21 protein-coding genes and 1 pseudogene are annotated in these 25,641 nt (G+C 51.0%); 11 read left to right on the top strand and 11 right to left on the bottom strand.

Annotated elements, in window-relative coordinates:
- Nucleotides 1-57: 57 nt before the first annotated feature.
- Nucleotides 58-1,968 (bottom strand): LTA synthase family protein, encoded by a 1,911-nt coding sequence (locus tag CBW42_RS11945; protein ID WP_165761173.1) that lies wholly within the window; start codon nucleotides 1,966-1,968, stop codon nucleotides 58-60.
- Between the two features lie 91 nt (nucleotides 1,969-2,059).
- Nucleotides 2,060-4,534, bottom strand: coding sequence for a transglycosylase domain-containing protein (locus CBW42_RS11940; RefSeq protein ID WP_087021854.1), 2,475 nt, complete (start codon nucleotides 4,532-4,534; stop codon nucleotides 2,060-2,062).
- Nucleotides 4,535-4,770: 236 nt separating this feature from the next.
- Here CBW42_RS11940 and CBW42_RS11935 point away from each other — a divergent pair, with 236 nt between their 5' ends.
- Nucleotides 4,771-5,088, top strand: a complete 318-nt coding sequence (locus tag CBW42_RS11935) for a hypothetical protein (RefSeq protein WP_087021851.1) — start codon at nucleotides 4,771-4,773, stop codon at nucleotides 5,086-5,088.
- 54 nt (nucleotides 5,089-5,142) lie between these two features.
- Here the strand turns inward: CBW42_RS11935 and CBW42_RS11930 are convergent, their stop codons facing one another.
- Nucleotides 5,143-5,694 carry an inorganic diphosphatase gene (locus CBW42_RS11930; protein ID WP_087021848.1) on the bottom strand — a complete coding sequence of 184 codons (552 nt, stop codon included), beginning with the start codon at nucleotides 5,692-5,694 and terminating at the stop codon, nucleotides 5,143-5,145.
- A 583-nt stretch (nucleotides 5,695-6,277) separates the two neighbouring features.
- Between CBW42_RS11930 and CBW42_RS11925 the strand changes: the two genes are divergently transcribed.
- Nucleotides 6,278-7,960 carry a carbon starvation CstA family protein gene (locus CBW42_RS11925; protein WP_087021845.1) on the top strand — a complete coding sequence of 561 codons (1,683 nt, stop codon included), beginning with the start codon at nucleotides 6,278-6,280 and terminating at the stop codon, nucleotides 7,958-7,960.
- Nucleotides 7,961-8,050: 90 nt separating this feature from the next.
- Here CBW42_RS11925 and CBW42_RS11920 read toward each other — a convergent pair whose 3' ends face one another.
- Nucleotides 8,051-8,839 (bottom strand): hydroxypyruvate isomerase family protein, encoded by a 789-nt coding sequence (locus tag CBW42_RS11920; protein WP_087021842.1) that lies wholly within the window; start codon nucleotides 8,837-8,839, stop codon nucleotides 8,051-8,053.
- Nucleotides 8,840-8,971: 132 nt separating this feature from the next.
- Complete coding sequence (locus CBW42_RS11915; protein ID WP_165761172.1) at nucleotides 8,972-10,498, bottom strand: phage tail tip lysozyme; 1,527 nt, start codon at nucleotides 10,496-10,498, stop codon at nucleotides 8,972-8,974.
- Nucleotides 10,499-11,100: 602 nt separating this feature from the next.
- Here CBW42_RS11915 and CBW42_RS11910 point away from each other — a divergent pair.
- Nucleotides 11,101-12,135 (top strand): sugar ABC transporter substrate-binding protein, encoded by a 1,035-nt coding sequence (locus CBW42_RS11910; RefSeq protein ID WP_087021836.1) that lies wholly within the window; start codon nucleotides 11,101-11,103, stop codon nucleotides 12,133-12,135.
- Between the two features lie 199 nt (nucleotides 12,136-12,334).
- Here CBW42_RS11910 and CBW42_RS11905 read toward each other — a convergent pair whose 3' ends face one another.
- Nucleotides 12,335-13,117 carry a helix-turn-helix domain-containing protein gene (locus CBW42_RS11905; protein ID WP_278308598.1) on the bottom strand — a complete coding sequence of 261 codons (783 nt, stop codon included), beginning with the start codon at nucleotides 13,115-13,117 and terminating at the stop codon, nucleotides 12,335-12,337.
- A 393-nt stretch (nucleotides 13,118-13,510) separates the two neighbouring features.
- Here CBW42_RS11905 and CBW42_RS11900 point away from each other — a divergent pair, with 393 nt between their 5' ends.
- Together CBW42_RS11900 and CBW42_RS11895 are read left to right on the top strand one after the other, a co-directional pair.
- Complete coding sequence (locus CBW42_RS11900; RefSeq protein ID WP_087019711.1) at nucleotides 13,511-14,689, top strand: Gfo/Idh/MocA family protein; 1,179 nt, start codon at nucleotides 13,511-13,513, stop codon at nucleotides 14,687-14,689.
- A gap of 108 nt (nucleotides 14,690-14,797) precedes the next feature.
- Nucleotides 14,798-15,763 (top strand): sugar phosphate isomerase/epimerase family protein, encoded by a 966-nt coding sequence (locus CBW42_RS11895; protein WP_087021830.1) that lies wholly within the window; start codon nucleotides 14,798-14,800, stop codon nucleotides 15,761-15,763.
- An 86-nt stretch (nucleotides 15,764-15,849) separates the two neighbouring features.
- On the opposite strand, the gene CBW42_RS11890 is transcribed toward CBW42_RS11895, so the two are convergent.
- The 4 genes from CBW42_RS11890 to CBW42_RS11875 all read right to left on the bottom strand — a co-directional run bounded on the left by CBW42_RS11890 (nucleotide 15,850) and on the right by CBW42_RS11875 (nucleotide 20,967).
- Entirely contained in the window at nucleotides 15,850-17,217 is a 1,368-nt protein-coding gene (locus CBW42_RS11890) for an MATE family efflux transporter (RefSeq protein ID WP_087021827.1), read from the bottom strand.
- A gap of 140 nt (nucleotides 17,218-17,357) precedes the next feature.
- On the bottom strand, nucleotides 17,358-18,446 hold the full coding sequence (locus CBW42_RS11885; protein ID WP_087021824.1) for a sugar kinase: 1,089 nt from the start codon (nucleotides 18,444-18,446) through the stop codon (nucleotides 17,358-17,360).
- Nucleotides 18,447-18,643: 197 nt separating this feature from the next.
- Nucleotides 18,644-19,666, bottom strand: coding sequence for a substrate-binding domain-containing protein (locus CBW42_RS11880; protein ID WP_087021821.1), 1,023 nt, complete (start codon nucleotides 19,664-19,666; stop codon nucleotides 18,644-18,646).
- Between the two features lie 353 nt (nucleotides 19,667-20,019).
- Entirely contained in the window at nucleotides 20,020-20,967 is a 948-nt protein-coding gene (locus CBW42_RS11875; RefSeq protein ID WP_087021818.1) for an AraC family transcriptional regulator, read from the bottom strand.
- 192 nt (nucleotides 20,968-21,159) lie between these two features.
- Between CBW42_RS11875 and CBW42_RS11870 the strand changes: the two genes are divergently transcribed.
- Together CBW42_RS11870 and CBW42_RS11865 are read left to right on the top strand one after the other, a co-directional pair.
- On the top strand, nucleotides 21,160-21,981 hold the full coding sequence (locus tag CBW42_RS11870) for an MBL fold metallo-hydrolase (protein ID WP_165761170.1): 822 nt from the start codon (nucleotides 21,160-21,162) through the stop codon (nucleotides 21,979-21,981).
- 412 nt (nucleotides 21,982-22,393) lie between these two features.
- Nucleotides 22,394-22,642 carry a helix-turn-helix domain-containing protein gene (locus CBW42_RS11865; protein ID WP_087021813.1) on the top strand — a complete coding sequence of 83 codons (249 nt, stop codon included), beginning with the start codon at nucleotides 22,394-22,396 and terminating at the stop codon, nucleotides 22,640-22,642.
- Between the two features lie 222 nt (nucleotides 22,643-22,864).
- On the opposite strand, the gene CBW42_RS11860 is transcribed toward CBW42_RS11865, so the two are convergent.
- Nucleotides 22,865-23,074 (bottom strand): helix-turn-helix domain-containing protein, encoded by a 210-nt coding sequence (locus CBW42_RS11860; protein ID WP_087021810.1) that lies wholly within the window; start codon nucleotides 23,072-23,074, stop codon nucleotides 22,865-22,867.
- Between the two features lie 161 nt (nucleotides 23,075-23,235).
- On the opposite strand from CBW42_RS11860, the gene CBW42_RS15180 reads away from it, so the two are divergent.
- The 4 genes and pseudogenes from CBW42_RS15180 to CBW42_RS11845 all read left to right on the top strand — a co-directional run.
- Nucleotides 23,236-23,361 carry a hypothetical protein gene (locus CBW42_RS15180; RefSeq protein ID WP_278308596.1) on the top strand — a complete coding sequence of 42 codons (126 nt, stop codon included), beginning with the start codon at nucleotides 23,236-23,238 and terminating at the stop codon, nucleotides 23,359-23,361.
- Between the two features lie 131 nt (nucleotides 23,362-23,492).
- Nucleotides 23,493-23,777: a hypothetical protein gene (locus CBW42_RS14745; protein ID WP_165761169.1), complete on the top strand. Its 285-nt coding sequence runs from the start codon at nucleotides 23,493-23,495 to the stop codon at nucleotides 23,775-23,777.
- A 171-nt stretch (nucleotides 23,778-23,948) separates the two neighbouring features.
- Complete coding sequence (locus tag CBW42_RS11850; RefSeq protein ID WP_087021807.1) at nucleotides 23,949-24,692, top strand: helix-turn-helix domain-containing protein; 744 nt, start codon at nucleotides 23,949-23,951, stop codon at nucleotides 24,690-24,692.
- 235 nt (nucleotides 24,693-24,927) lie between these two features.
- Nucleotides 24,928-25,641 (top strand): annotated as a pseudogene (locus CBW42_RS11845) (IS3 family transposase); the annotation flags it as partial.

The following is a 25,641-nucleotide window of genomic DNA, read 5'->3' as shown; positions in this document are numbered from 1 at the left end:
TTTCCCACATGCAAGGATATTATACTATAGAAAGCACCTCAATGCAATCAATTTCTTTTATTTGGAATTATTTTTCGCATAATAATCACATTTCAGCAGCAGATTGCTGATGTCAATAAAGTCTTGTGCGGTCTGATTCATCGCGTCGAGATCGACCTGCTCCGCCGCGCCGTCATAAAATTCCTTTACCACTGCGCCATCGCGGTACAACACGCCGCCACTGATCCAGTCGCCGTCCGGGAATATCGCATAGCCGTCATAGCTGTCGTCAAACGCATCGCGTCCGAGGTAATCATACTCGCCCTGCATGCCGAACAGGTTACACACGGTCGGCAGGATATCCGCCGTGTTCAGCGTCTTGTCCACTGTCACCGGCTGCATGCCGTCCGCCCAGATAAAGCACGGCGTTTTTTCCACCAGCAGCGTATCGTCCACGCCGGATTCCTCATACAGCTTCTCCTTATCCGTCATGCCATATACATAGTGGTCGGTAAACGCGACAATAACTGTATCGTCCAGATGCCCGGTTTCCTCCAGCTTGTCGCGGAGCGCACCGAACATGTCGTCCACCAGCTTCGCCTTTGCCTGTAGGCAGTCTACCTCCTCATGTCCGGTCTTGCCCTTGAATTCCGGATACTGCTCCAGCGCGTACTGGCTCAGTTCATCGTCATAGGTATACGGCATATGCGCCGAACGCGTAATCAGGAAGCTGCAAAACTGCCCGCTCTCGCTGTCTCCGCCGAAAAACTTTTCACATACCGCCTCGTTATCCAACGGGAAGGTATCGCTGAACAGCGCAGCGTCTGTGCTGTCCGACACATAGTCGGCATAGCTGACATATTCTTCAAACCCCATCGCCGGATGCATGACGCCGCGGTTGTAGAAAATCGGCTGATTGTAATGGAACGATTCGGCGGAATACCCCCGCGCCCGGAACAGACTCGGCAGGCTCTGCGAGAAATCATTCGTGCAGTAGGAAAACGCCAGATTGCCATCGGTCGGCAGGTAAATGCCTGTGTTGACACAGAACTCGGTGTTGAACGTGCGCACGCCGCCATAGCCCGGCGTATACATGTCGGTAAAATTGATGCCCTCTCCCATCATGCGGCAGATATTGGGCGTCAGATCCTCGTCAATCAGCCAGTCATCCATGCTCTCCATCAGCACGACGATCACATTTTTTCCTTCAAACAAACCGGTCATTTCGTTGGTTTGCACATCCCCGCGCGCATCGAAATAGGCATCAATGGTCTCGCGGTTCTGCTCCAGCTCTGCGGCATAGGCAGGCGTGTGCGGCACGATGAAATGCTTGTAAACATCGCGCATGGTGTACTGATACAGGCCGCAGATGCGGTAAACCTTGCGCGCGTCATACATGATATCGTAGGTTCCCTCGAGCGACAGTGCACGGCGGTATTCGTCCTTCGCACCCCATAGATCCTCATCTGCCCGGAACACCTGTCCCGGCAGGACATACAGACCCGCACAGGCTGCGACGATGATGGCGGCACAGGTCACACGGTGATACCAGCGGCGCCGGGTCGGTGGAACCAGTTTGACACCGACGACACCGATGGCAATCATCAACACAATGGAAATATAAAACCCCTTCGACAGGAAGTCAAATACTGAGTTTGCGAACTCCGCGCCCTCGCTGGCATACCGGATATCTGTCAGCCACATCATTTTTCCAAAAATCTGATAATAGCCTGCCTGTGCGATGGCGTATGCCATCAGGACAAAATACAGCACGCCAAATACGATCTTTCCGCCGCGCCGCGGGAACAGCAGCACGACCGCCGTCAGCAGCACTGCCCACACCACAGAAAAGGCCAGCGGATAGATCAGATCATGGCAGATGTAATGGCGCATAAAGACCTCGAGTCCCATAAATGCCGCCGCCATCCATACGGCACACACAGCGGTGCGCAGCGGGCCGCCGCGCATTCGCTCCTTCCATTTTTGCATACAGGTAAGTACTCCTTTACAATGGCAAGAATGCTGCCGGAACCATTCCGGCAGCATCCCTGCTGAAATCATATAGATACGGGTGTGCACCTCATGACGCGATCAGTTGCTTCCACCAGGCGTGCAGCTGCTCGAGTGCATTCTGCACCTGTGGCTCTGAGGGCTGTTCCGTCGGTGTCGTCGGTTCCTCCGTCGTCGGCTCATCCGTCGTCGGTTCCTCCGTCGTCGGTTCCTCCGTCGTCGGCTTATCCGTTGTCGGTTCCTCCGTCGTATCGTCCGTGTCATCCGGTGTCGTGGTAGGTGTTGTCGTCTTAGGACGCACGATCTTTCTCACATAGTGTCCATTCGGGCTGGAAACACGCTGACCCTCGCCAATCGGATCGTTGGTTCCTTCATAACAGTAGTATTCGTCGGTTACCTCGACATCCAGCGGGAACAGACGCGTCAGGTCGAGCATGGAAACACTGCTGTACCGCCACTTATGCAGGTTACAGGTGTCCTCCGGCACATCGTCCTTGTAGAACCAGCCGGTTTCAATACGGCTTCCGCGCACATCGCCGCGGCAGGCACGCACCGGCTCCAGGCCGCTGTCCAGGCAGTATTCCGCTTCCACGAAATCGCCCTCTGCCGGCTCCTGAAAACTCTTGTCTTCCTTGTCCTCATGCAGTCGATCCATGACCTCCGACCAGACCGCCACCGCCGGGTTGGGTGACAGGCTCGGCAGACCATAGCGTTCGTCATAGCCAAACCATGTGACGCCGACATAATACGGTGTATAGCCCGCAAACCAGCGGTCCTTGTTGTCCGTCGTCGTACCGGTCTTGCCTGCGACGTCGATGCCATTGATCTTTGCCAGCTTGCCGGTGCCGTTTTCAACGGCGTTGGTCAGCAGGTCATTGATATAATACGGCGTAGATTCCGGATGTTCAAACACCTGTGTCGGCGTGTTGTCCTCGTTGGACAGGATGGTCTCGCCGTTCGCATCGACCACCTTGGTATAGCTGATCGCTTCCGAATAATTGCCATAGTTCGCCAACGCAGTATACGCCTGCGCCATCTCGCGCACGGTCGCACCGTCGGTCAGGCCGCCGAGCGCCATCGGCGCGTAATCGATATCCGCATTCTCCAGCGTCGTAAAGCCGAGCTTTTCGGTCAGGAAATTATAGGCAGACTGCGGAGTCAGCATCTTGAGCACCTGAACCGCAACGGTGTTGGTAGAATCCGCAACGCCCTGCATAATGGTCGTCTGGCCGTCATAGCGGCGGTTTTCGTTTCTCGGCCACGCCGTGCCGCTGTTGTTGAACACCGGCATGTCGGTGACGACCGAATAGGGCGTAATAAGACCCTGATCAATTGCCGGTGCATAGGTGCTGATCGGCTTGATGGACGAGCCGGGTGACCGCTTGCTCTGCGCCGCGCGGTTGAGCACGAGGCTGTCGGTCTTTTCACCGCGCCCGCCGACCACGCCGCGAATCTGTCCATTCGTCGGGTCGAGCACAATCATCGCGGATTCCGGCCGGACGCCATCCTCCGAAATACTCGGGAAATTGCTGCTGTCTTCATAGACATCTTCCAGTGTTTCCTGTACATCCATATCGACCGTCGCATAAATAGACAGACCGCCGCTGGTGACCAGCGTGCGCGCATACGACTCGGAATAGCCGAGCTGCTCCTGCAAATCATTGACAACATCGGTAATGACCATGTCGGTAAAATACGAATACGGGCCGCTGCTCTGACTGCTGGAGGAAGCTTCGCGGTATACCATCTCTTCCGCCACGGCATCATTGTACTCGCTCTCGGTGATATAGCCCTGCTCGTACATTTTGAACAGCACGGCCTGCTGGCGCTCCTTCGCGTTTTCCGGATATTTGAACGGATTGTACTGCGCCGGATTCTGGGTCAGTCCGGCGATCAGCGCACACTCTGCAAGATCCAGCTCGCTGACCGGCTTGTCAAAGTAAGTCTTCGCCGCCGTCTGCACGCCATAGGCATTCTTGCCGAAATAAATGATGTTCATATACAGCTCAAGGATGGTATCCTTGTCGTTGATTTTCTTCTCCAGCGTCAGTGCACGCATAATCTCGGTAATCTTTCGCTTAACCGAGTAGTCGTCATCATCCGTCATGTTTTTGACCAGCTGCTGCGTAATGGTCGAGCCGCCGTAGCCGGAGCCGATGGGCAGCACCCAGTTGAGCGCCGCGCCGAAGGTGCGCTTCCAGTCCACGCCCTTGTGCTCATAAAAGCGCTGATCCTCGATTGCCACAAACGCATTGGCCAGATTTTCAGGAATTTGTTCCATGTCCACCCACTCGCGGTTTTCCTGGCTCGCCAGCTTTTGCAGCACCTGCTGCTGTCCGTTGTCGTCCTCATAATAGATGACACTGTTGAACTTCATGGACAGGCTGCTGATGTCCAGATCCGCCTCCGGCAGGATCACAATATTGAGATACAGCACAAATGCGCCGATGCACATGGCTGCTGTTGTCAGGCCAATGAGAAACAGCGTCAGTATGACAAATCCAACTCGTTTGGCTTTGCTTTTTTTCTTTCGGTTGTTCGCCAAATTTGTTCCCTCCCGCGTCGCCGTCTCACGGCCAGATTGTTTCAAATGTAACCATTATTTTATTATACCATAAATTGCTCCAAAATCCACACAAAGTTGCAATCCCCGGTATAATCTCCAAAATTTCGGGGAAACTGTAACAAAACGAGCAAATGATTTTGGATAATTTCCATATTATTTTTTGCAGCTCTGCCGTGAAATGGTACGGCGGTGCTGTTCCCGAGGAGGAACCTGTCATGAAAAAAACTGTTATCGCGCTGTCGCTGTGCTGCGCGGCACTGTTCTCCATGCTGCTCTGGCAGCAGTTCTCCGCACCGGCTGTCACGGCTTCCGAGGCGCTCACCGCGCAGGAGCAGGAAGACAAGCCCCTGTATATGGTGCGCGTCACCGACGGCGTACTCGCCATCTATCCCTACGGCTCGGACACGGCGGCCGAGGTGACCGATATCCGGCTTTCCTCCCTGCGCGCATACGACCAGAAGCTGATGCAGCAGGGCTTCCCGCTGTATTCCGAGCAGGAGCTTGCTTCCTTTCTGGAGGATTTCGGCAGCTGACGCCTGCGCAAAAAAACGGGGAGATCGTGCAATCTCCCCCACCTGTTCACTTTTTCAGGACTGCGGCGGGATTTTCCCACAATAGCGGAGCAGATAATTCTGCTGACAGGCGTCAAAATACTTCTCCGCCTGCTCCAGACCGCAGAACTCAGTGGCGCTCACCGGGCGGCGTACCAGCTGCTGGTCATAGCGCAGATAACGCACAATCGCCTTGCGCGTTGCGGTCGGGATTTCATCCACCGTCAGGCAGGCACTCCAGAACTCATCCGCACAGGCGGCGGAAATTATGTAATTGCGCGTGCCGCCGTCCTCCAGATGCAGTGCAATCAGGCCGACCGGGCGGCAGCGCACCAGCGTCATCGCAGGCAGCGGCTGGCTGCACAGCAGGATGGTTTCAATCGGCAGCCCGTCCTCTGTGCATGTGCGCGGCAGAAAGCCGGTGTTATTGGGTGCGCCAATATTGGAATCACTCAAATGATCCAGGCACAGCAGACCTGCATCCCCGTCAAACGACAGGCGCGCCGTACTTCCCATGCTGTTGGCCGTAAATACGGTATATTCTTCCCTTCGGACCAGATCCGGCTGTAAATCATGCCAGATATTCATTTTCGCATCTCCTCGCTTCGGATTACAATCTTGGGGTATTATACCACAATCATCTGAAAATGAAAAGCTGTGTTTTCTGCACTTTCTGGTGGAAACACGATAATCTTATGGGTAACTTATTTCCGTTTTTGCCAAGATGTCCCGTACAGCTCCCTAAAAGTGTAAATATTTTGTGAATTGTTCCATTGATTTTTCCCATTTCCGGAGTATACTTAAAACCAATCTCAGATTTCCAGAATGCAGTGAACAGGAATCCGGGTCTGACTGATTCAACCTTCCAGAGAGCCGCCGGTCGGTGCGAGGCGGCAGGACACAGGCAGATTTATCCCCTGCGAGCAGGCCGCACAACGACTGGTTCCCTCCAGTCCAGTAATACGGTTCGGTATCCCGCCGTTATCGGGAAACGCACTTGCGGCAGATTCTGCCGGCAGCTGCGGCAGAGCGGTCGTATCACACGACAATTGGAGTGGTATCGCGGAGGAAAAATTCCAGCCTCCGTCTCCAGCGGTTTTCCCGCCGGAGGCGGGGGCTGTTTCTGATTTTGGGAATCAGGAGGGAATTTTATAAGGGAAGTGTTTTTACTATGAATGGTCTTACCATGATGGTAATTGCCATTGTTGTACTCGGCGGCGCATACCTGCTGTACGGCAAGTGGCTTGCCAAAACCTGGGGTGTCGATCCGAACGCAAAGACGCCCGCTTATGAACTGGAGGACGGCGTGGACTATGTCCCGGCTGACCGCGGCGTTGTCTTCGGCCACCAGTTCGCTTCTATCGCCGGCGCCGGCCCGATCAACGGTCCGATTCAGGCGGCAATTTTCGGCTGGGTACCGGTTCTGCTGTGGTGCCTGCTGGGCGGCGTATTCTTTGGCGCAGTACAGGACTTTTCCGCCATGTATGCTTCGGTAAAGAACAAGGGTCACTCCATCGGTGTCATCATTGAGCTGTATGTCGGCAAGCTGGGCAAGAAGCTGTTCCTGCTGTTCTGCTGGCTGTTCTCCATTCTCGTCGTCGCAGCATTTGCAGACATCGTTGCAGGCACGTTCAACGGCTTCGCAGCGGATGGCTCTCAGATCGCTGCCAACGCCTCGGTTGCCACCACCAGCATCCTGTTTATCGTTGCAGCTGTCTGCCTGGGCTTCTTCCTGAAGTATACCCACCTGCCGACCGCAGCAAACACCGTCATTGCAATTGCCCTGCTGGTTGCCTGCATCTTAATCGGCCTTGCGCTGCCGGTTTACCAGACCACCAGCTTCTGGCACCTGTTCGTCTTCATCTACATCTTTATTGCATCCATTGTCCCGGTCTGGGCACTGCTCCAGCCGCGTGACTACCTCAACAGCTATCTGCTGGTTGTCATGATTGTCGCTGCTGTCGTCGGCATCGTCGTCTACAACCCGTCGATGAACCTGCCGACGTTCACTGCCTTCAATGTCAACGGCTCTTATCTGTTCCCGACGCTGTTCGTCACCATCGCCTGCGGTGCGATCTCCGGTTTCCATTCTCTGGTATCCTCCGGTACGGCGAGCAAGCAGATCAAAAACGAGAGCGACATGCTTCCGGTTTCGTTCGGCGCCATGCTGATGGAAAGTATGCTGGCCGTCATTTCGCTCGTCTGTGTCGGTTTCCTCGCAAGCGGCGCTACGCTGCCGGAAGGCACGCCTCCGCAGATCTTTGCATCCGCAATTGCAACCTTCCTGAGCAAGCTGGGCATTTCGGAAACGGTTTCCTCCACGCTCATCCTGCTGGCGGTTTCCGCCTTCGGCCTGACCTCGCTCGACTCGGTCGCTCGTGTCGGCCGTCTGTCCTTCCAGGAATTCTTTGTCGATGCTGACACTGACATGGACAACCTGTCCCCGACCATCAAGTTCTTCTCCAACAAGTATGTTGCCACCGCTGCCACGCTGATTCTGGCGTTTGCACTGGCAAAGATGGGCTATGCCAACATCTGGCCGCTGTTCGGTTCTGCCAACCAGCTGCTCGGTGCACTGTCGCTCATCGCCTGTGCCGTCTTCCTCAAGCACACACACCGCAAGGGCTTCATGCTGTGGTTCCCGATGGTCTGCATGCTGGGCATCACGTTCACTGCCCTGACGCTCAAGATTATCGCTCTGGGCGGCGGTCTGCTGGCCGGCACCTCTGCCAACGCCTTCGGCGACGGCCTCCAGCTGGTCTTCGCTGTCCTGCTGTTCGCACTCGGCGTCATCGTTGCCGTCATGGGTATTCGCAAGCTGTTTGAAAAGGAACCCGCTGCGGAAAACGCATAAGATACACCATACATCAAACGCCCAATCGACGCAAACAGGCGGCTGTAAAAATCACAGCCGCCTGTCTTTTTTTGCCTGTAAATCGGCAGATCAGAAAATTTCCATGATTGCCCTGACCGCAGTCGGGGTATCGGTCGCCGGGAACAGCTCACAGCCGACCCGTCCAGTATAACCCAGTTTCTTGAGCACATCCATGACATGCTTATAATTGATCTCACCCGTACCCGGCTCATGCCGCCCCGGCGCGTCCGCAATATGAATATGTCCGATAGTGTCGAAATACTCCGTAATGGTGTCACAGATTTTGCCCTCATTGAGCTGCATGTGATACGCATCGTACAAAATTTTCAGCTTCGGCGAGCCGATCAGCCGGATCATTTCCGCTGCCATCTGCGTGTTTTTGAGGAAATTGCCGACATGATCCGTCGTGATGTTGAGCGCCTCAAGATTCATCGAAATGCCGCTCTCCTCCGCAATCTTCGCGCATTCCAGCAGCATGTCATACATCGAACACAGCTTGACCGTGTCGGACAGCTCATCATAATGGTTGACGACAATACCGCCGTCACCCAGCGCATTGGAATGAATCGTGACGCTTTCTGCGCCGATCTTTTGCGCCGCCGCAGCCGACTGGCGCAGGAAGTCCAGATATTTCTGTTTATGTGTCGGATCAATCAGCGAATAATCCGCGTCGCCGTTAAAGCCGCTGATCCGGATCCCCGCCTTCTCTGCCGCAGCTTTCACCGCGTCCAGATCCTTATCTGTCCAGCTCCAGAATTCCACATAATCAAAGCCATCCTCTTTTGCCGCCTGAAATCGGTCAAGAAACGGCAGCTCGGCATACATCGGTTCGATGCAGGCACATTTCAAAAGCTCCATATGTCTCCTCAATAAGATTGATTTTACTATACTGTATTTTCCGCACATCGACAATATTCTTCCCGCTACATGCGCAAAAACAGCTGGAATCTTGTCGATTCCAGCTGTTCCGGTTTCCGTTATCAGGAATTATCAGGCAACCGTTGCCGCAAAGCTCCGAATCATTGCTGCCGCCTCTGCACGGGTCAGTGAGCTCTTCGGGCGGAGCTTTCCATCGCTGCCGCTCATAATCTTTTTCGCAACCGCCCATTTCATCGCGGTTGTCGCATAGCTGGAAATACTTCCGCTGTCGGAATAGCTGCTCAGCGAGGTGGTTGCCGACACATTGCAGCCGAGCTTCTTCGCATAAGCATACAGGATCGTGGCGAACTGCTCGCGTGTGATCTTGTCCGTGGGCCCAAAGGTACCGTTGTCATAGCCCTTGACAATGCCTGCACCGGCTGCCCATTTGACCGCCGTTGCATACCATGCATCGGACGGGACATCGGAAAAGCTGGCCTTATTGGTCGAGCTGAGCTTCAATTTGCTGTTGGTCTGCGACAGCTTGTACAGTACAGTCGCCGCCATCGCACGATTCAGCGAGGTATTCGGCTCAAATTTGGTCTTGCTCGTGCCAGTCATAATTCCATTGTCATATACATACTGGATCGGCGTGCAGTACCATGCGCCCTTCTTTACATCGGAGAAAATAGAATAGACCTGACCGGACTGTGTCTCATCCGGGGCAACCGTGACGCTGGAATCCTTCAGCTGCGGCCAGTATGTATCTCTCGCGCGGTTGCCGCGCTCTTTGGAGCGGAACTCCTTGTTCGCCGGTACCTCATAGTAGTAGCACCAGTCATAGCCCGCATCATATGCGCCGTCCGCCGTATTCGCCTTTGCCTTGAGCTTATTGGCAATGGTCAGTCCGTTATACAGATAGGCGCTGTTGTTGGCAGACAGCTCCTTTTTCAGGTAGTTGAGCTGGCCTTCGAGTGTCTTCCAGCTGTAGCCGTTGCTGTCGCACCAGTTCTTCATGGCAGTCAGACGTTCATTGTGCCACTGGCAGATGCCGTAGCTCGTATTGTTATCGCCCCACAGATTGGGGTTGAAATTGGATTCACACTCGATGTTTGCGATGACGCCGCAGGCAGCCGCCGCATGAAATCCGCATTCTGAAACGAGGAAATTAAAAATCGTGTAGACATTGCTGCTCAGCGCTGCCTTAGTCGATACGCCGGGCTGCGTATTAGAATCCACCGCATCCACACGGTATGCCAGCACATACGGTACACCGCTCGTGCTGTCGAGCACGCCCTCCGGCGCATAAGCACTCTTATCCCACTGCGGCACATATTCATAATAATAATCGTCGGTGTTCGCATAGTCGCCAAGGCATACCCAGCTCACCGGGATTTCCACCGTTGTGCCATCTGTCAGATATGCGGTCAACGTCTGCGGCATCTGTGCCGTCAGCTCGGATTCCGCCTGTCCAAAGGTAAAGGAAACCTCTGCAATCTTTGTGCCGGCATTTGCAAACCCGGTAAAGGTCTGTGCCGCTGTCTGCTGCCAGGCTGTATCCGCCTGTACGGTATCAGCCGCAAGCACGCCGGTCTGCATCATGCTGATTCCCATGGATGCCGCCAGAAGCATCGCACCGATTCGCTGCATTTTCTTCATGTACAACCCTCTAACTCCTCTCACTGAATGTATGATAAACTGTTCACCTGATATTTGTTTGATATCAGAGTAACAAATTTTTACGACTTTGTAAACTACCTGTAACCTGATTTTACACGATTTTTTCGTTTTTTCCAGACATATCCAACGGTTTTCGTACAAAAGTTCGTGTTTTTCCTCCTGACTGTACGGCAGTTTACGCATTCGGTTCCAGCTGCGGGTCGTATGTTCCGAATAGAAACCAGTCCGTGTCGGCAGATGCCCGGCTTCTGCCACACTCTTGTGCATTTTTCGATTCAATTCCAGTATTTTCATGTACTACATATAACAGCAAAATCGATGAACTCTGTCGCAAATTCAATCAATTTTTCTGCAATTATTCGCAATTTATATCGGTATAAATCCGTAAATTCAATGAATTATGTAACAAGAAGGCGCATTTACTATTTTCGCAAATCAATTATAATTAACTCAACAATATCAGAGTGTCTAAAAGAAACATTCTGTATTCCGGTAAAATCGGAACAGTATTTTACAATCCGTAACCTGCTGATCCGTTTTACATACTTGTCATATTTATAACAGAAAGAGAGGAAACAAGGATGAAACTGAAAAAAGTGATGGCATTGGCACTGGCCGGTGCGCTGAGTGTAGGCATGCTGGCAGGCTGCGGCGGCAGCAGCAGTTCTTCGGATAGCGGCTCGACAGCCTCCAACAAAAATCTGAAAGAGCTGACGTTCGTCATCGCATCGCGCGATGAATTCATGTCCAGCCTCGAGCAGGCAATGTCCTCAGAAGCTGAAAAACTGGGCTACAAGATTGTTACCCAGGACGCAATCAACGATGCTGCGAAGCAGATTCAGTATCTTGAAACCTGTGCAAACTCAGGACAGGAAGCTGCTATCTGCCTGATGGTAGACGCAGAAGCTGCACAGTCTCTGGTTGACGCAGCCGGCGATATGAAGCTGGTCTTCGTAAACCGTCCGCCTACGGATCTCCACGTACTGGATGCAGAAAACGTATGCTACGTCGGTTCCGATGAGGATACCTCGGGCTACTACCAGGGTGAATACCTTGCACAGTATTTTAAGGACAAGGGCCAGAACGAAATCAAGTATCTGATGGTTCAGGGCACGCTGGGTCAGGTTTCCACCACCAAGCGTTCCGCGGGCGTTCTGAAGGCGTTTGAAGACAATGGCATTACGGCTACCGAAGCTTCTGCTCCGCTGGTTGCCGACTATGACCGTCCGACCGCGCAGGAAATGATTCAGCCGCTTCTGTCCAGCGGTACCAAGTTCGACTGCATTATTGCGAACAACGATGCAATGGCACTTGGCTGTGTTGAGGCCTGCAAGGATGTCGGCATTGACATCGATTTCCCGATCGTCGGCATCGACTGCACCAAGGACGGCGCACAGGCAGTTGAAGAGGGCTCGCTCGCTATGACAGTATTCCAGAATCCGGTTGGTCAGGGTCGCGGCGCTGTTATCGCAGCAATGAACATGATTAACGGCGATGCTGTGAACAAGGGCATGGAAGAGTACGCACTTGACGACTCCGGTAAATCCTACAGCGATTCCATCGCTTGGGTACCGTTTGAGCCGGTTACCAAGGACAACGTTGCGGATTACATGTAATCTGACGATGTTTCCCCCAACTATCATTCATAATCAGCTGTATTTTCTCTTCAGAACATAGAATTTCTCTTCTATTTATTTGGAATCCGCGCGGTCATCTGCTTGGAATTTTATGATGACCGCCACCCTTAATATGACAAGCAAGGCAGCCGTTGTCGACCCCCATCGACAACGGCTGTTTTTGCGTCTGTTCTGAAATTTAATCTTGCGCTTTTGCCGCCGCACCGCCGCCCTGCTGCATGGTGCGGAATGCCTTCGGCGTGTAACCAACCTTGCGTGTGAACACATTGATAAAGCTGCTGGCCGAGCTGTAACCTACCTCAAACGCAATTTCATTGACCGACTTACGCGAATGAGTCAGCAAACGCTGAGCCTTCTCAAGCCGTGTATTGATGACGTACTCTGACGGCGAATAGCCTGTCTGCTTTTTAAATGAATGCGACAGGTAGCACGGACTGAAATTGGTTAGCCGCGCCAGATCATCCAGTGTGATCTGTTCTCCGACATTGTGAATGATATACTGGATGGCTTCATCAATCGGTGAACCCTCCGTCACCGGCGGAACCGCAACCAGCGACAGCTTTTGCAGCAGCTGATTGATCCAGAAATGCACATGCAGTGCATTCTGTACCGTGCCGCGCTCATGCATCAGCGCGGTATCATACAGTTCCTTGCCGACCTCCAGATTTTTTTCCTGCCGGAAAATCGGCCCGCCGTTCAGATCAACCAGCCAGTTGACCAGATCGTGGGAATTCAGCCCATCGAAATGAATGTACACAAACTCCAGTCCGTCATGCGCGCGATAATAATGCGGATGCACACAGTCGAGCAGGACGACATCTCCCTTCTGCACCAGGTATTCGCTTCCCTGATAGCGCAGATCCATCTCTCCCCTGCGGACAAACAGAAGCAGGTTGTATGGATATGTATCACGGCTCATATAGTACTGCCTGGTGCAAAAATAATGCCCGCACCAGGTCATATAAATCAGTGACTTTCTCGCACTTTCGGATGGCTGAAAGGTGGAACAATGGGACTGCGGAAGGATTCCGGGATCAACACTTTTCATGCTTAAACTGGCCTCCATTTCAAAAAGCAAATGCGATGGATTTTATAGCAACCACGCGTATTTACGATTATATAATAATAGATTATACTACAGTCAGAAAGAACACAAGTAACAAATATAACAAAGAAAACAGTGTTTTTTCGTAAGTTTTTACCAAAACCCATCATATTTTTGTTGAATTGCACATAAAGCAAATCCAAACATTCTCCAAGTGAAAACCGCCTTTGAACCGGCGATTTTATAGTCTGGGTGAAATACCCAAAAAAAACAGAAACAAAGAGACAGAAAAGGAAAGGAATTACTAGTATGCAGATCGGTGAAAAGAAAATTGAGCGCCCCTTCCGTTGGGGCATCGTAGGCGGCGGCAAGACCTCTCAGGTCGGCTATAAGCATCGTCTGGGCGCAATGCGCGACAACACTTCGTTCGTTCTGACTGCTGCGGCATTCGACGTTGACTTCGATCGCTGCAAGGAGTTCGGCAAGAACCTGTGCATGGATGAGGATCGTCTGTATCCGGATTATCAGACCATGTTCGCAGAAGAGGCAAAGCGCGAGGACGGCATTGAGGCTGTTGACATTGCTACCCCGAACTTCCTGCATTACGAAGCAACCAAGGCAGCTCTGGAAGCTGGCCTGCACGTCATCTGCGAGAAGCCGCTGTTCTTCGAGGTTGAGCAGGGCGAGGAGATCAAGAGACTGGCAGAAGAGAAGGGCAAGATCGTTTGTGTTACCTATGGCTTCTCCGGCTTCGAGCTGCTCCAGCAGATGCGTTCGATGGTTACCTCCGGCATGCTGGGCAAGATCAACATGATCGACCTGCGCTATGCACATGGCTTCGGCTGTGATCCGGAAGGCGACGTCAAGTCCGAAGGCCAGAAGTGGCGTGTTGACCCGTCCAAGGTAGGACGCGCATTCGTTCTGGGCGATCTGTCCACCCATACCTACTACATGTCCCAGATGATCTGCCCGGATCAGAAGCTGAAGCAGGTTCTGTGTGACCGTCAGGCTTTTGTCGGCTCCCGTTATCCGCTGGAGGACAATGCATATGTCCTGATGCGTTATGAAGACGGTGCGGTTGGCCGTATGTGGTGCTCCTGCGTCAACGCCGGCGACATGAGCTCCCAGCACATCCGCATCGTTGGCTCCAAGGCTTCCCTGGAGTGGAACGACATGCATCCGGACGAACTGCATTATCAGCCGCAGGGCCAGCCGGAGCAGATTCTGTACCGTGGCATGGGTTACCTCTCTCCGGAGGCACAGGAAGACGAGCGTCTGGGTGCGCTGCACTACACCGGCCTCATCGAGTCCTGGTCCAACCTGTACGGCCGCTTCGCTGTTGCAATGGACGCAAAGAACCGCGGCGACGAAGAGACGCTCAAGAACCTGGTTTACCCGGATCTGGAGCACGGCATCGACGGCATCAAGTGGATCAATGCATGCGCAGAGTCCGCTGACAAGGGTGCTGTCTGGGTTGACGTAAAGTAATTTAACTTACTTCACATACCACTTTTCTACACAACAACATGCCCTGCCGGGGCGCCGATCTGAGCGCCCCGGCAACAAACAAAGTATGAAAGTATGGAGGAATTTGTTATGAAGCTTTCTATTTGCACTGACGTATTCGGCAAGATCCCGTTCACTGAAATGCTCGACAAGGTTAAGGCTTATGGCATCGACGCAGTCGAAATGACTGCTGGCGGCTGGGGCGGCTGCTGCTTCATCCCGTCTGCGGAAGAGCTCATCAACGACGATGCAAAGCGCGCAGCTTTCCAGGCTGAGCTGGACAAGCGCGGTATGGAAATTTCTGCACTGAACTGCTCCGGCAACCCGCTGATCGACACCCCGATGGGGCATGCACACAGCAAGACCATGCGTGACACCTTCGTTCTAGCTGGCAAGCTGGGCGTCAAGACGGTTGTCACCATGTCGGGCCTGCCGGCAGGTGCACCGGGCGACAAGACCCCGAACTGGTTTGTCTCCACTGTTTCCTGGCCGGAGTACGACGGCTTCAACTACATGGTTGAAGGCGTAAAGTATCAGTGGGAAGTCGCTGCTGCGTGGTGGAAAGAAACCTGCAAGATCGCCAAGGAAAACGGCGTTGAAAGAATTGCAATCGAGGAATTCCCGGGCGCACTGGTACACAACGTCCGCACCTTCAACAAGCTGTGTGAAGTTGTCGGCGAGGATTCCGATGTTCTCGGCCTGAACCTCGACCCGTCCCACCTGATGCTCCAGGGTGCAGAGCCGATCGCTGCTGCACGCGCACTGGGCGACAAGATTTTCTACATCCACGGCAAGGACGCACGCATCGAGCGCTACAACTCTGACGTTGACGGCCTGCTGGAGAACCTGCCGGTTGACGCTTCCGCTGAGCGCACCTGGAACTACGTAGCAGTTGGCTGCGGTCGTGACCTGCAGTGGTGGAAGGAATTCTTCTCCGTCTGCAAGATGATGGGCTACGATGGTTATGTATCCCTCGAGATGGAAGACCTGACCATGAGCGTAGAGGCTGGCCTCCAGACCTCCATCGACGCCCTCAAGGCAACCATCAGCCAGTAATCAGCTGTCTCTTTCATTGTACATAGGAAAACGGAGCGGTATGTGCCTCGGCACATCCGCTCCGTTCTTTTTATGCGATTTTGCACTTACAGCGTACCGTCTCGCTTCATCTTCCGGGTCGTGAAAAGATAGCAGACCGCAAAGAAAAGAATGCCGTAAACCGATGCCAGCGGGACAGCAATACCGATATCGACCAGCGAAGCGCCCGGCTTCAGGCTGAACAGATAGGACAGCGGCACGCGGACAAGGAACGATGCTGTAATGCCCTGCACCATGACCGGAAGCGGCTTGCTGTGGCCATTAAAATAGCCGATGTAGCTGAATACAATGCAGGTCAAAACTGCCTCCGGGCTGAAGCCGCGCAGATACTCCGCCGATTTCTCAATAAATACCTCGTTGGAAGTGAACAGGGACGACGGGATATCGCCCTTGAAGAACGACAGTGCACAGATGAACACACCAATGGTCACGCCGATTGCCATTCCGGTGACCATAGCGCGGCGCGCACGCTTTTCCAGCCCCGCGCCGACATTTTGTGCGACAAAGGCGGACATCGATTGCATCAGCGAGGACGGGATCAGCATGATAAATGATACAACCTTCTGCGCAATGCCATAGCCGGAGGACGCCTCCAACCCCATATTATTGATAATCGCGCACAGGATCAGGAACGAAATATTCGTCAGGCACTCCTGTAATGCCAGCGGGATGCCGAGCTGTAAAAACGTTGCGATTTCCCTGTTAAACCGGATATCGCGCCGGGAAACGGTAAACGGCAGCTTCTGCCGGCGGATAATGACGAACGACAGAACAACACTGACCGCCTGTGCGAGGATCGTCGCCAGTGCCGCACCCGCGACATCCAGCTGAAGCCCTGCGACAAAGACCAGATCGCCTATGACGTTGACGATGCACGCAATCAGCACAAAGATCAGCGGCAGACGAGAATTGCCCAGCCCGCGGAAAATGCCGCTGATGACGTTGTACGCGACGACAAACACAATGCCTGCACCACAGATACGGATGTATGTGACGGTAAGGTCATATGCCTCCTCCGGCGCATTGAGCCACGAGGCAAACTGCGGCGCAAACAGCAACAGCACCGCCATTAACACCGCTGCCAGCGCGATAAAAAAGCAGATTGCGCCGCCGATCACCTTTCCGACGCGCTCCACGCTGCGTTCGCCCAGATACCGGCTGATGAGCACCGTGACGCCCATCGTCAGGCTCGTGATAACAAAAGTCACAAGGTTGATGACATTGCTGCCGGTGGCAACGCCGGAAATGCCTGCGTTGGTACCAAACTGTCCGACAACGATGAGGTCGACCGCGCCGTACATCGCCTGTAAAATCAGCGCGCCGAGCACCGGTATCATAAATTTGATGAGTTTCCCTGCAATGCTGCCCTGTGTAAAATCATCGGACAGCGTATTCTCTCTTGCTTTTTTTGCCATAGATTATCCTCCTTTTCCATATCTCAAGGCAGGCGGTATCCGAAAACCGGTTTTCAGATACGCCCCGGTATTCCGATGGTTTTGCGGTACACAAAAGGGAGCACAGCAACGCTGGCTGCGCTCCCATTCTATTTTCAGGCTCATCGCTGAATATCATAGTTCATGTTCATCAGGCTGCGGATGCCCTGCGCATCATCGGTAATGTTCGCATCGCCATGAATGGTATGCTTGAGCACACTGCTTGCCACCGCAAAGTTAATCATATCCATCGGGCGATAATCATGGATCATCGCGTAAATCAGGCCGCTGGCAAATGCATCGCCGCCGCCGACGCGGTCGAGGATGTTAAACGTAAACAGTTTGCTCTCAAACGTATGCCCGTCATACCACATGAATGCCTTGAGGCTGTTCTCACTGCCGCTGTGGACATAGCGCACATGGCGCGCGATGCATTTGAGATTTGGGTAGCGGTCGATGAATGCCTGGAAAATCTCATCCTGCTGCTCATAGCTCGGTTGGAGTGGCACGCCGTCTTTGTAATCTCCCTTGCTGTGGTCGTCTTCATCGCGCCAGAGGTGATACGGCTCGATGCCCAGCAGCACATCGACATACGGAAGGCAGCCCGTGCAGAAATCACGCGCTTCCTCCCAGGTCCACAGCTTGCTGCGGAAGTTGCCGTCAAAGCTGACAACCATGCCCTTTTCCTTTGCCACCCGCAGGCAGTCCATAATCAGCTTGCGGCAGTTTTCGCTGAGTGCGGGCGTGATGCCGCTCAAATGCAGCCAATCGAAGCCGTCCAGCAGCGCATCAATGTCGACGCCGCTGAAGTCGTACTCGGTAATTGCGCTGTGCTTGCGGTCATAAATGACCTGGCTCGGGCGGATGCCATAGCCGGTCTCGAGATAATACGTGCCCAGACGGTGCGATGGCGTTTCCTCCGGTGTGCTCAGAATCATCGGCGTACAGTGGACATCATTGCTGCGCAGCATGCGCACGGCACTCTTTCCGAGGCTGTTGTTCGGCACGACGCTGAAAAAGGTGCTGTCTACGCCGAGATTGGCGAGGGAAAGCGCAATATTCGCCTCACTGCCGCCATAGCTCGCTTCAAAATTGCTCGCCATGCGGATTTTTTCATAGTTCGGCGGGGTCAGGCGGAGCATGATCTCACCGATCGCAAAAAATTTCTTTGGACTGTCGTTGTTCTTCAGTAATGGATTATAGTGTTCCATAATAGCCTCCGTTTCCTCACATAAATTCTGTGAAATCCCAAGGCTCTTCTATTCTCTTTTATTGTAACAAATAAAACCAAAAAAGAACAGGGGGCTCAGGCAGGTTTTATCTGTTTTATTTAAAAAAACAATGTTCCATAAAAGGCAGAAAAAGGCGCCGGACGGATCCGGCGCCTTCTGTCTTACACAATATGGAATTACAGGTACTCTGCGACATTGTCCGCAGTGACTTTTTCAAACGGAACCCAGATAATATTGCTGTTTTCCTCATCGGTCTCATAGCTCATTCCCTCGGTCAGTTCGGCGCCTGTGGCAAGGTTGATCGCTGCCTGCACGCCTGCAATTGCCTGTCCGGTCGCGTTCTGGTATACCGTTGCCAGCATAGTACCGTCAGAAACCGCTGTAAGGCCTGCATTGGTGCCGTCGATGCCGACAACCAAAATGTCAGAAGTATCAATGCCGTTCTGCCGGAGCGATTCCAGAGCGCCCAGCGCCATCGCGTCATTGTTTGCAATCACGCAGTCGACCTTGGACATGTCCAGCCCCTCTGCCAGCATGACAGTCATCTGATCCATTGCCGTGATGCGGTCATAGCCGCAGTCAACCGGCTCCACAGCAGCAGTCGCGGTGATTCCCTCTTCATCGAGCACCTTCAGCACATCTTCCGAACGCTGGATGGTGTGGATCAGGCCTGCGGTGCCTTCAATCATCACATAATTGATGTTGTCCTTGCCTTCCTTTTTGAGTTCTCCTGCCAGCATCTCGCCCTGATAGGTGCCGGAGCAGCTCTCATCCGAGCCGACATAGATGTGGTTTTCGTCGAGTACCGATTCATCCTGCGGGATACGGTTGATAAATACAATTTTTGTATCACCTGCCGCTTCAACCACTTCATCGGCACGCATGTCGTCCGCAAGGACGACCAGAATGGCATCTGTCCCATTGCTGGCAGCCGCACGTACATACTGAAGCTGTTTATCCATATCATCGGCACAACCCGTCGATGTCAGTTCACACCCTTTGGATTCTGCAGCGGCCTTCACTGCCATGTCCAGCATGCCAAGATATTCATCCTTATAAGAAACAATAAACGATAATTTGGTATCGGGCGCCGGGTCGCTCGCCTGTGCAGCCTGATCCTCCGAACCGCCGCAGCCGGCCAGCATGCCAGCTGTCATGATGCCTGCCATCAACAGTGCAAAAAACTTTTTCATTTTCATGTGGTCTACCTCTGCTTTCTCATTTTGTGTCGGGATTTGGATCAAACCGCCAGATAAAGATGGGCTGTATTGCGGCTTCCCATTGCTGCCCCATCTTTATCTGTCGTTTGATACAAAAGAGATTCTGTCATATCATGACAGAAAGAAAAGAAACAGCGAAACTACGTAAATTTCTATGAACACCTCCTGATGCCATATCCATTCAGAAGTCTTTCTTCGCTTTTCAGTATAGTGCATTTTATCCGTATGTAATTCCACTATCCCGGCATTTTCCTGCACATTTCCGGCAGACCGTTTTTGTTTTTCAATTTTTTGCGCAATTCAGTCAGATGGTTGCACAATTCCGTCATGTATCATTTTTTGCAGCTTGTCTCCTGCTGAATGAACTGTCGCGGCGTCATGCCAAACTCTCTTTTGAACAGCCGGTTGAAATATCCGACCGACTCAAAACCGACAGACAGCGCGATTTCGGATATCATGCTGTGTGTGGTCAGCAGCTTTTCCTTCGCACACCGCAGCCGGTAATCATTCAGATACTCCACCGGAGACATATTGGTTCCTGCCCGGAAGCACCGCAGCGCGGCACTCTGGCTGATATTGGCTGCACCGGCAATATCGTCCGCAGAAATGCGCTCGGTATAATTCTCCCAGACAAACTGCATCATTTTGCGCAGGCGTGCCTGCATGACAATATTCCGGTCTGTTTTCGGCTGTTCCCGGTATTCATTTACATGTGCCGCCAGCTCCAGCCACAGATTGCACACGTTGATATGGATTTGCAGCTCAGGCATGCTCTCCGCCGTCCGGCAGATATTCCAGAGGTTTTCCAGCCATTCGCAAATACGTTTTCGCCACGGTATGTCCCGGTTAAATACAATGACATCCGCCCCCGAATCCAGCGCCGGTTCCACATATTTCCTGTAAATAGCTGAATTTCCCGGCGCAACCAGCTCCGGCAGGAACAGGAAATTGATGAATCTGCACCATTTTTCTCCCGCATTATGCATTCCCCCATGATGAATTACACCGCTGTTAATCATGGCACAGTCGCCTTTTTTCAGGCTGACGACCCTGTCCCCTGCCTGATATTCAATGGCCCCCTCCTGTACCAGCACAAATTCCAGCTCCCGGTGCCAGTGCCATCCAATATCCCCTATATTGTATCTCCAGTCAAAAAGCTCGCTGTAACACTGGAACGGAAAATCTCCCGTACCATGTGACCTGATTTCACGCATTGTGTCATCGGTGGCAATCAGCCATTCCCCATCGTTGGTAACATTCTGAATCAGTTCCATCTGCATGTTGTTTTTCTCCTCCACATCATGATATCGTTATCATAATACAATCCCATGCCAAAATTCTTGCCGCATTCCGTCAATTGCCTGCACAATTCCGTCAGAGCACAGGCGCAGGCCGATCGGTTGCAGACAGATCACGTTTCCCCTATAATAATAGCAGAGACCGGCACAGACGCAAAGCGAAGGGAGATAAAAATGGAACAGCTGTATGTACTCGGAACCGGAAATGCAACGTCAGTTGAAGCGTTTAACACCTGTTTTCTGATCCGCGACGGAGACGAGCTTTTTCTGACCGACACGGGCGGCGGCAACGGCCTGTTAAAACGCCTGCGGGACATGGACATTGCACCGGAAGACATTCATCATGTCTTTCTCAGCCACGCCCACATGGACCACTGTCTCGGCGCCCTCTGGCTCATCCGCGTGCTGTCTGTCAAAATGCAGGCGGGTCATTATAACGGCACCCTCTCCTTTTACGGGCACAGAGAGGTTCTGGACACGGTTGACGCTATGTGTAATATGATGCTGCGCCCGAAATTTTACCGCATGATCGGGAAATATATTTTCTTTGAGGCCGTCCAGCCCGGCGAAACGCGGCAGATTGCCTCCTGGTCGGTAACCTTCTTTGATATCGGCTCGAAAAAAACGCTGCAATATGGCTACACCCTGCGGCTGCACAGTGATCGGACACTGGTCTTTGCGGGCGACGAACCGTTAAAGCCCCATACCGCCGAAATCGGGCGCAATACGGACTGGCTGTTGCGCGAAGTGCTCTGTTGCCATGCCGACGAGGGACAATTCCACGCCTACGAGAAAAAACACGCGACAATGAAGGAAGCGTGTATGGAATCCGCTGACATGCAGGTAAAAAACGCCGTCCTGTGGCATCTGGAGGACAGGACGGACAAAAAAATCCGCAAGGGCAAATACCTGGCGGAAGCAAATCAATGGCTCAGCGGCGTTCCTGAGCCGCCTGTGGTGCATGTGCCGGATGACGGGGATATCCTCACGCTGTAACGGAAAAAATTTACGACAATACTACGACAAAAATCCGGACGGAAATTTTTCTTCGATTCCGCTCGGATTTTTATTTGCATGAAATGTGCAGAAAAAAGCCCGAATCGTAAAGATTCGGGCTTTCAAAGCTTGGTGGGAGGTGGTGGATTCGAACCACCGAAGTCGTTGACAACAGATTTACAGTCTGCAAAACATTCAACATTTCATGCCAGTATTCTTGCATATTTGTCAAATATATAAGAATATCAAAACAAAACACATCTTAATAAAAAACTTATGTCCAGTTCATGTCCAAATACCATATCATGTCCAAAATACGCCAAAGGTAATAAACGATATTTGTTTATTCTATCCGTTTTCAGGATATTTAATCCGAAATACGGTATTATTAAACGCAAAGGAGAACTGGCGAATGATTAAGATTTTACTGTCCAAGAAGTTGGGCGAACTTCGCTGGACGCAGAAAGACCTTGCACGTGCCACTGGTATTCGTTACAATACGATCAACGATCTATACCATGACATGGCAGCAAGAGTAAGCCTTGAGCACCTTGATTTGATCTGTGAAGCCTTAGACTGTAACCTATCCGAAATCGTTGAGTACAAACCAAATACTATCAAAACGACCAAGACACGTACAGGCCATGAGCGACCAGAATAACAAGCTGCTCTCTCCCCTTCCCGGATGTTACCGCATCCGGGATTTTTCTTTTATCAGGAAAGTCCTCCTCAGACGCTCCCTATTTCATTTTCTACGTCACAAGGGTAAATTTTCCTGTACATCGTTCAAACTACCCGTTGCAACGGCTCTCAGCCGCTGTTTCAGGCATTTAAGTCAAACCGGCTCATATTTTATCCTCAGGCGTTTGCTCGTCTGGGGATTTTATATTTCTGTTCCGTCAGGAAACTTAATCTTGAACGAAAACTCAGCACCTAACGCTTCAGCAATCTTGTCTAAATCATCCGATGAAAATTTTCCGGTTTTCATTCTTTGACTAAAAGCCTGAGGGCTCATATTCATGCGACTAGCAAGTTCTCCTTGCGTAATTTCCGAATACGCAATCGCCATTTTAATTTTTTTTATGATATCCACTATCTCACCTCCAACATTATCTTAAATGATTTTCTTTTTTATGTCAATTATATATTGATAATTTAAGGATTTTCTTAAAATAATCATTGACAAAATAAACGGAATCATTTATAATATACTTGTAAGGCAGAGGGAAACCTCTTATGAAGGGAAGTGAGGAAATGGATGAAATGACAAGTGCAGAACTCAATCAGTATCTTGAGAATATCGCCAAACTGATTGAAGCGACTGCCAAAGACCCAGCGGAAGCGGCAAAGATTGTCCGTGACAGCAAGGTTAAGGCATAAAAATGGTGAGTAGCCCAGCCTAGGAAACTTCGCTACTCACCAAACCAAAAAGGTCTCCGGGGAAGCCTTACTCCCCGGACACCTTGATTCTATCAAACGTAAGGCAGAAAATCAAGGAGGAAGCTATTATTATGACGATCAAAGAATTATGCTCTCAGCCAGTCAAAGAAGTCACAGATAATTGGAATAATGCTGGGCGTTTCATCTCTGCGGTATGTTTCATACCATACCGAATTTCCGTTGCTTACAAGATATGTAAACTCCGATGCTTCAGGAATCAGTTCAAGATATGTTGGATGCTGGGTACTGCTGAAATATTTTCCCTTTTCATATCCGGAGGAAAACTTGATATCGTATACAACACCGGCTTTCAAAGCATCGAGTTTGCCATACAGGACAAGCGACATATGCCTTGATTTTCTGCCCTACTTCCAATTCTATCACCTCATTTCGATTTCTTCGAAGTTTATTTTATAATAATACGGTAATTTCGAAATGTCAATATATTTTTTCGACTTTTTCGAAATTTTTCCATTTACAAAATCGAAATCCCATGATATACTTTTATTTGAAAAGGAGGTGTTTGTATGGCACTCTCGTTCGGAGAAAAAATAAAATCCGCTAGAAAATTAAAAAAACTCACACAAAAGCAACTTGCAAAAGAAATCGGTGCTGCACACAATTCTGTTAGTGATTGGGAAAACGACAAGAATAAGCCTGATCCAGATACCATCGAGCTACTGTGTGGTGTATTAGAAATTTCCCCCAACTATTTGCTGGCATCTTCGTCTGATGATTTTTCACCGTCGGAAAAACTACTAATAAAAAAATACCGTTCCCTTGACCAACATGGCCAGGAAACGGTACAAATTGTATTGGATAGAGAGTTGCAACGGACAAAAATCGTCCAACAGCAGACTGAGCGAATTGCAGAGCTTGAAACGAAAGCAAACAATACCTCAGATATAGACATGCACCCATACCCTTATTTGCATCGAATTGCCTGTGCAGGAACATCATTTGCTTTTGAAGATATCCCTACAGAACAAAAATTAGTGCCATATATGCCGGGCGCAGATTTTGTGATAGGTGTGCTTGGTGATAGTATGGAGCCAACTTTTTTTGATGGAGAATTGGTGTATGTAAGAAAAACGGATCACGTTCGTCATGGTGATATCGGCATTTTTACTTTAGGTAATGAATGGTATATCAAAGAATGTGGCGAATTTGGATTATTATCACATAATCCCGACTACGACGATATTCCCGGTAGCGAATATATCCGCGTTGTTGGCGAGGTGCTTGGAAAGGTTCCAGACGAATATGTCTGATAAGAACAAAAAATCCCCTGCTGGTGCATCAAGCACCGGCAGGGGGGTGGTAAAAAATTTTTACTGAGTAGTCAAAATTTTTGGGTGGGGTAGTCAAATTTTTTGACTGGGGGTAGTCAAAATTTTTTACTCAGGGTAGTCAAAAATTTTGACCCAATAATATAATATATGTTGTGATATAATATAGTTGTAACACCTCGACCTAATAGGATATAATCTTAGGAGGAAACGAGGTATGTCACAAATGAGTAAACACTATGAACCAGAATTCAAGAAGAAGATAGTTCGTCTTCATCTTGAGGAGGGAAGAACCCTCAAAGGGCTTGCTGCCGAATATGGTGTATCCAAGGCAAGTATATCTATCTGGATCAAGCAGTTCCGCAAAGAATGCCAAACAAATGAAGAAGCCAAAGCTGATTATGATTACATGAAGGAGAATCTGCAATTGAAAAAGCAGTTGGCAGAACTTCAGAAGGAAAATGACTTCCTAAAAAAAGCGGCGGCATTCTTTGCGAAGGAAATCGATTAGCGGCTTATCGATTTATTCAGCAGTATGGGCACAAATATGGTGTCCGTTGGTTGTTGAAAAGACTGAATATCTTACCAAATGCTTATTATAATTTTCTGAAAAACAGAAAATGTGATTATCATAAGCATAAGGACAAAATCAAGCGTGAAATTGTGAATATATACCACTCTCACAACGGCACAGATGGTTACAGAACCATGCATGCTTATCTCCTTCGCAGAGGATATAACATCAGTCGCATAACTGTCCATAAATACATGAATACAGAGCTTCAGTTATTCTCAATTGTAAGGAAACGCAAGCCGGACTATGAATACGGTGCACCTCATAAAGTGTTTGAGAATAAGCTCCATCAGGATTTTAAGGCAGAATCCATTAACCAGAAATGGTGCACTGATTTTACCTGTTTATTTTTAACGA

It is taken from the genome of Butyricicoccus porcorum (assembly GCF_002157465.1).
Classification (GTDB): Bacteria; Bacillota; Clostridia; order Oscillospirales; family Butyricicoccaceae; genus Butyricicoccus_A; species Butyricicoccus_A porcorum.
This window is presented reverse-complemented; position numbering and strand designations above follow the sequence as displayed.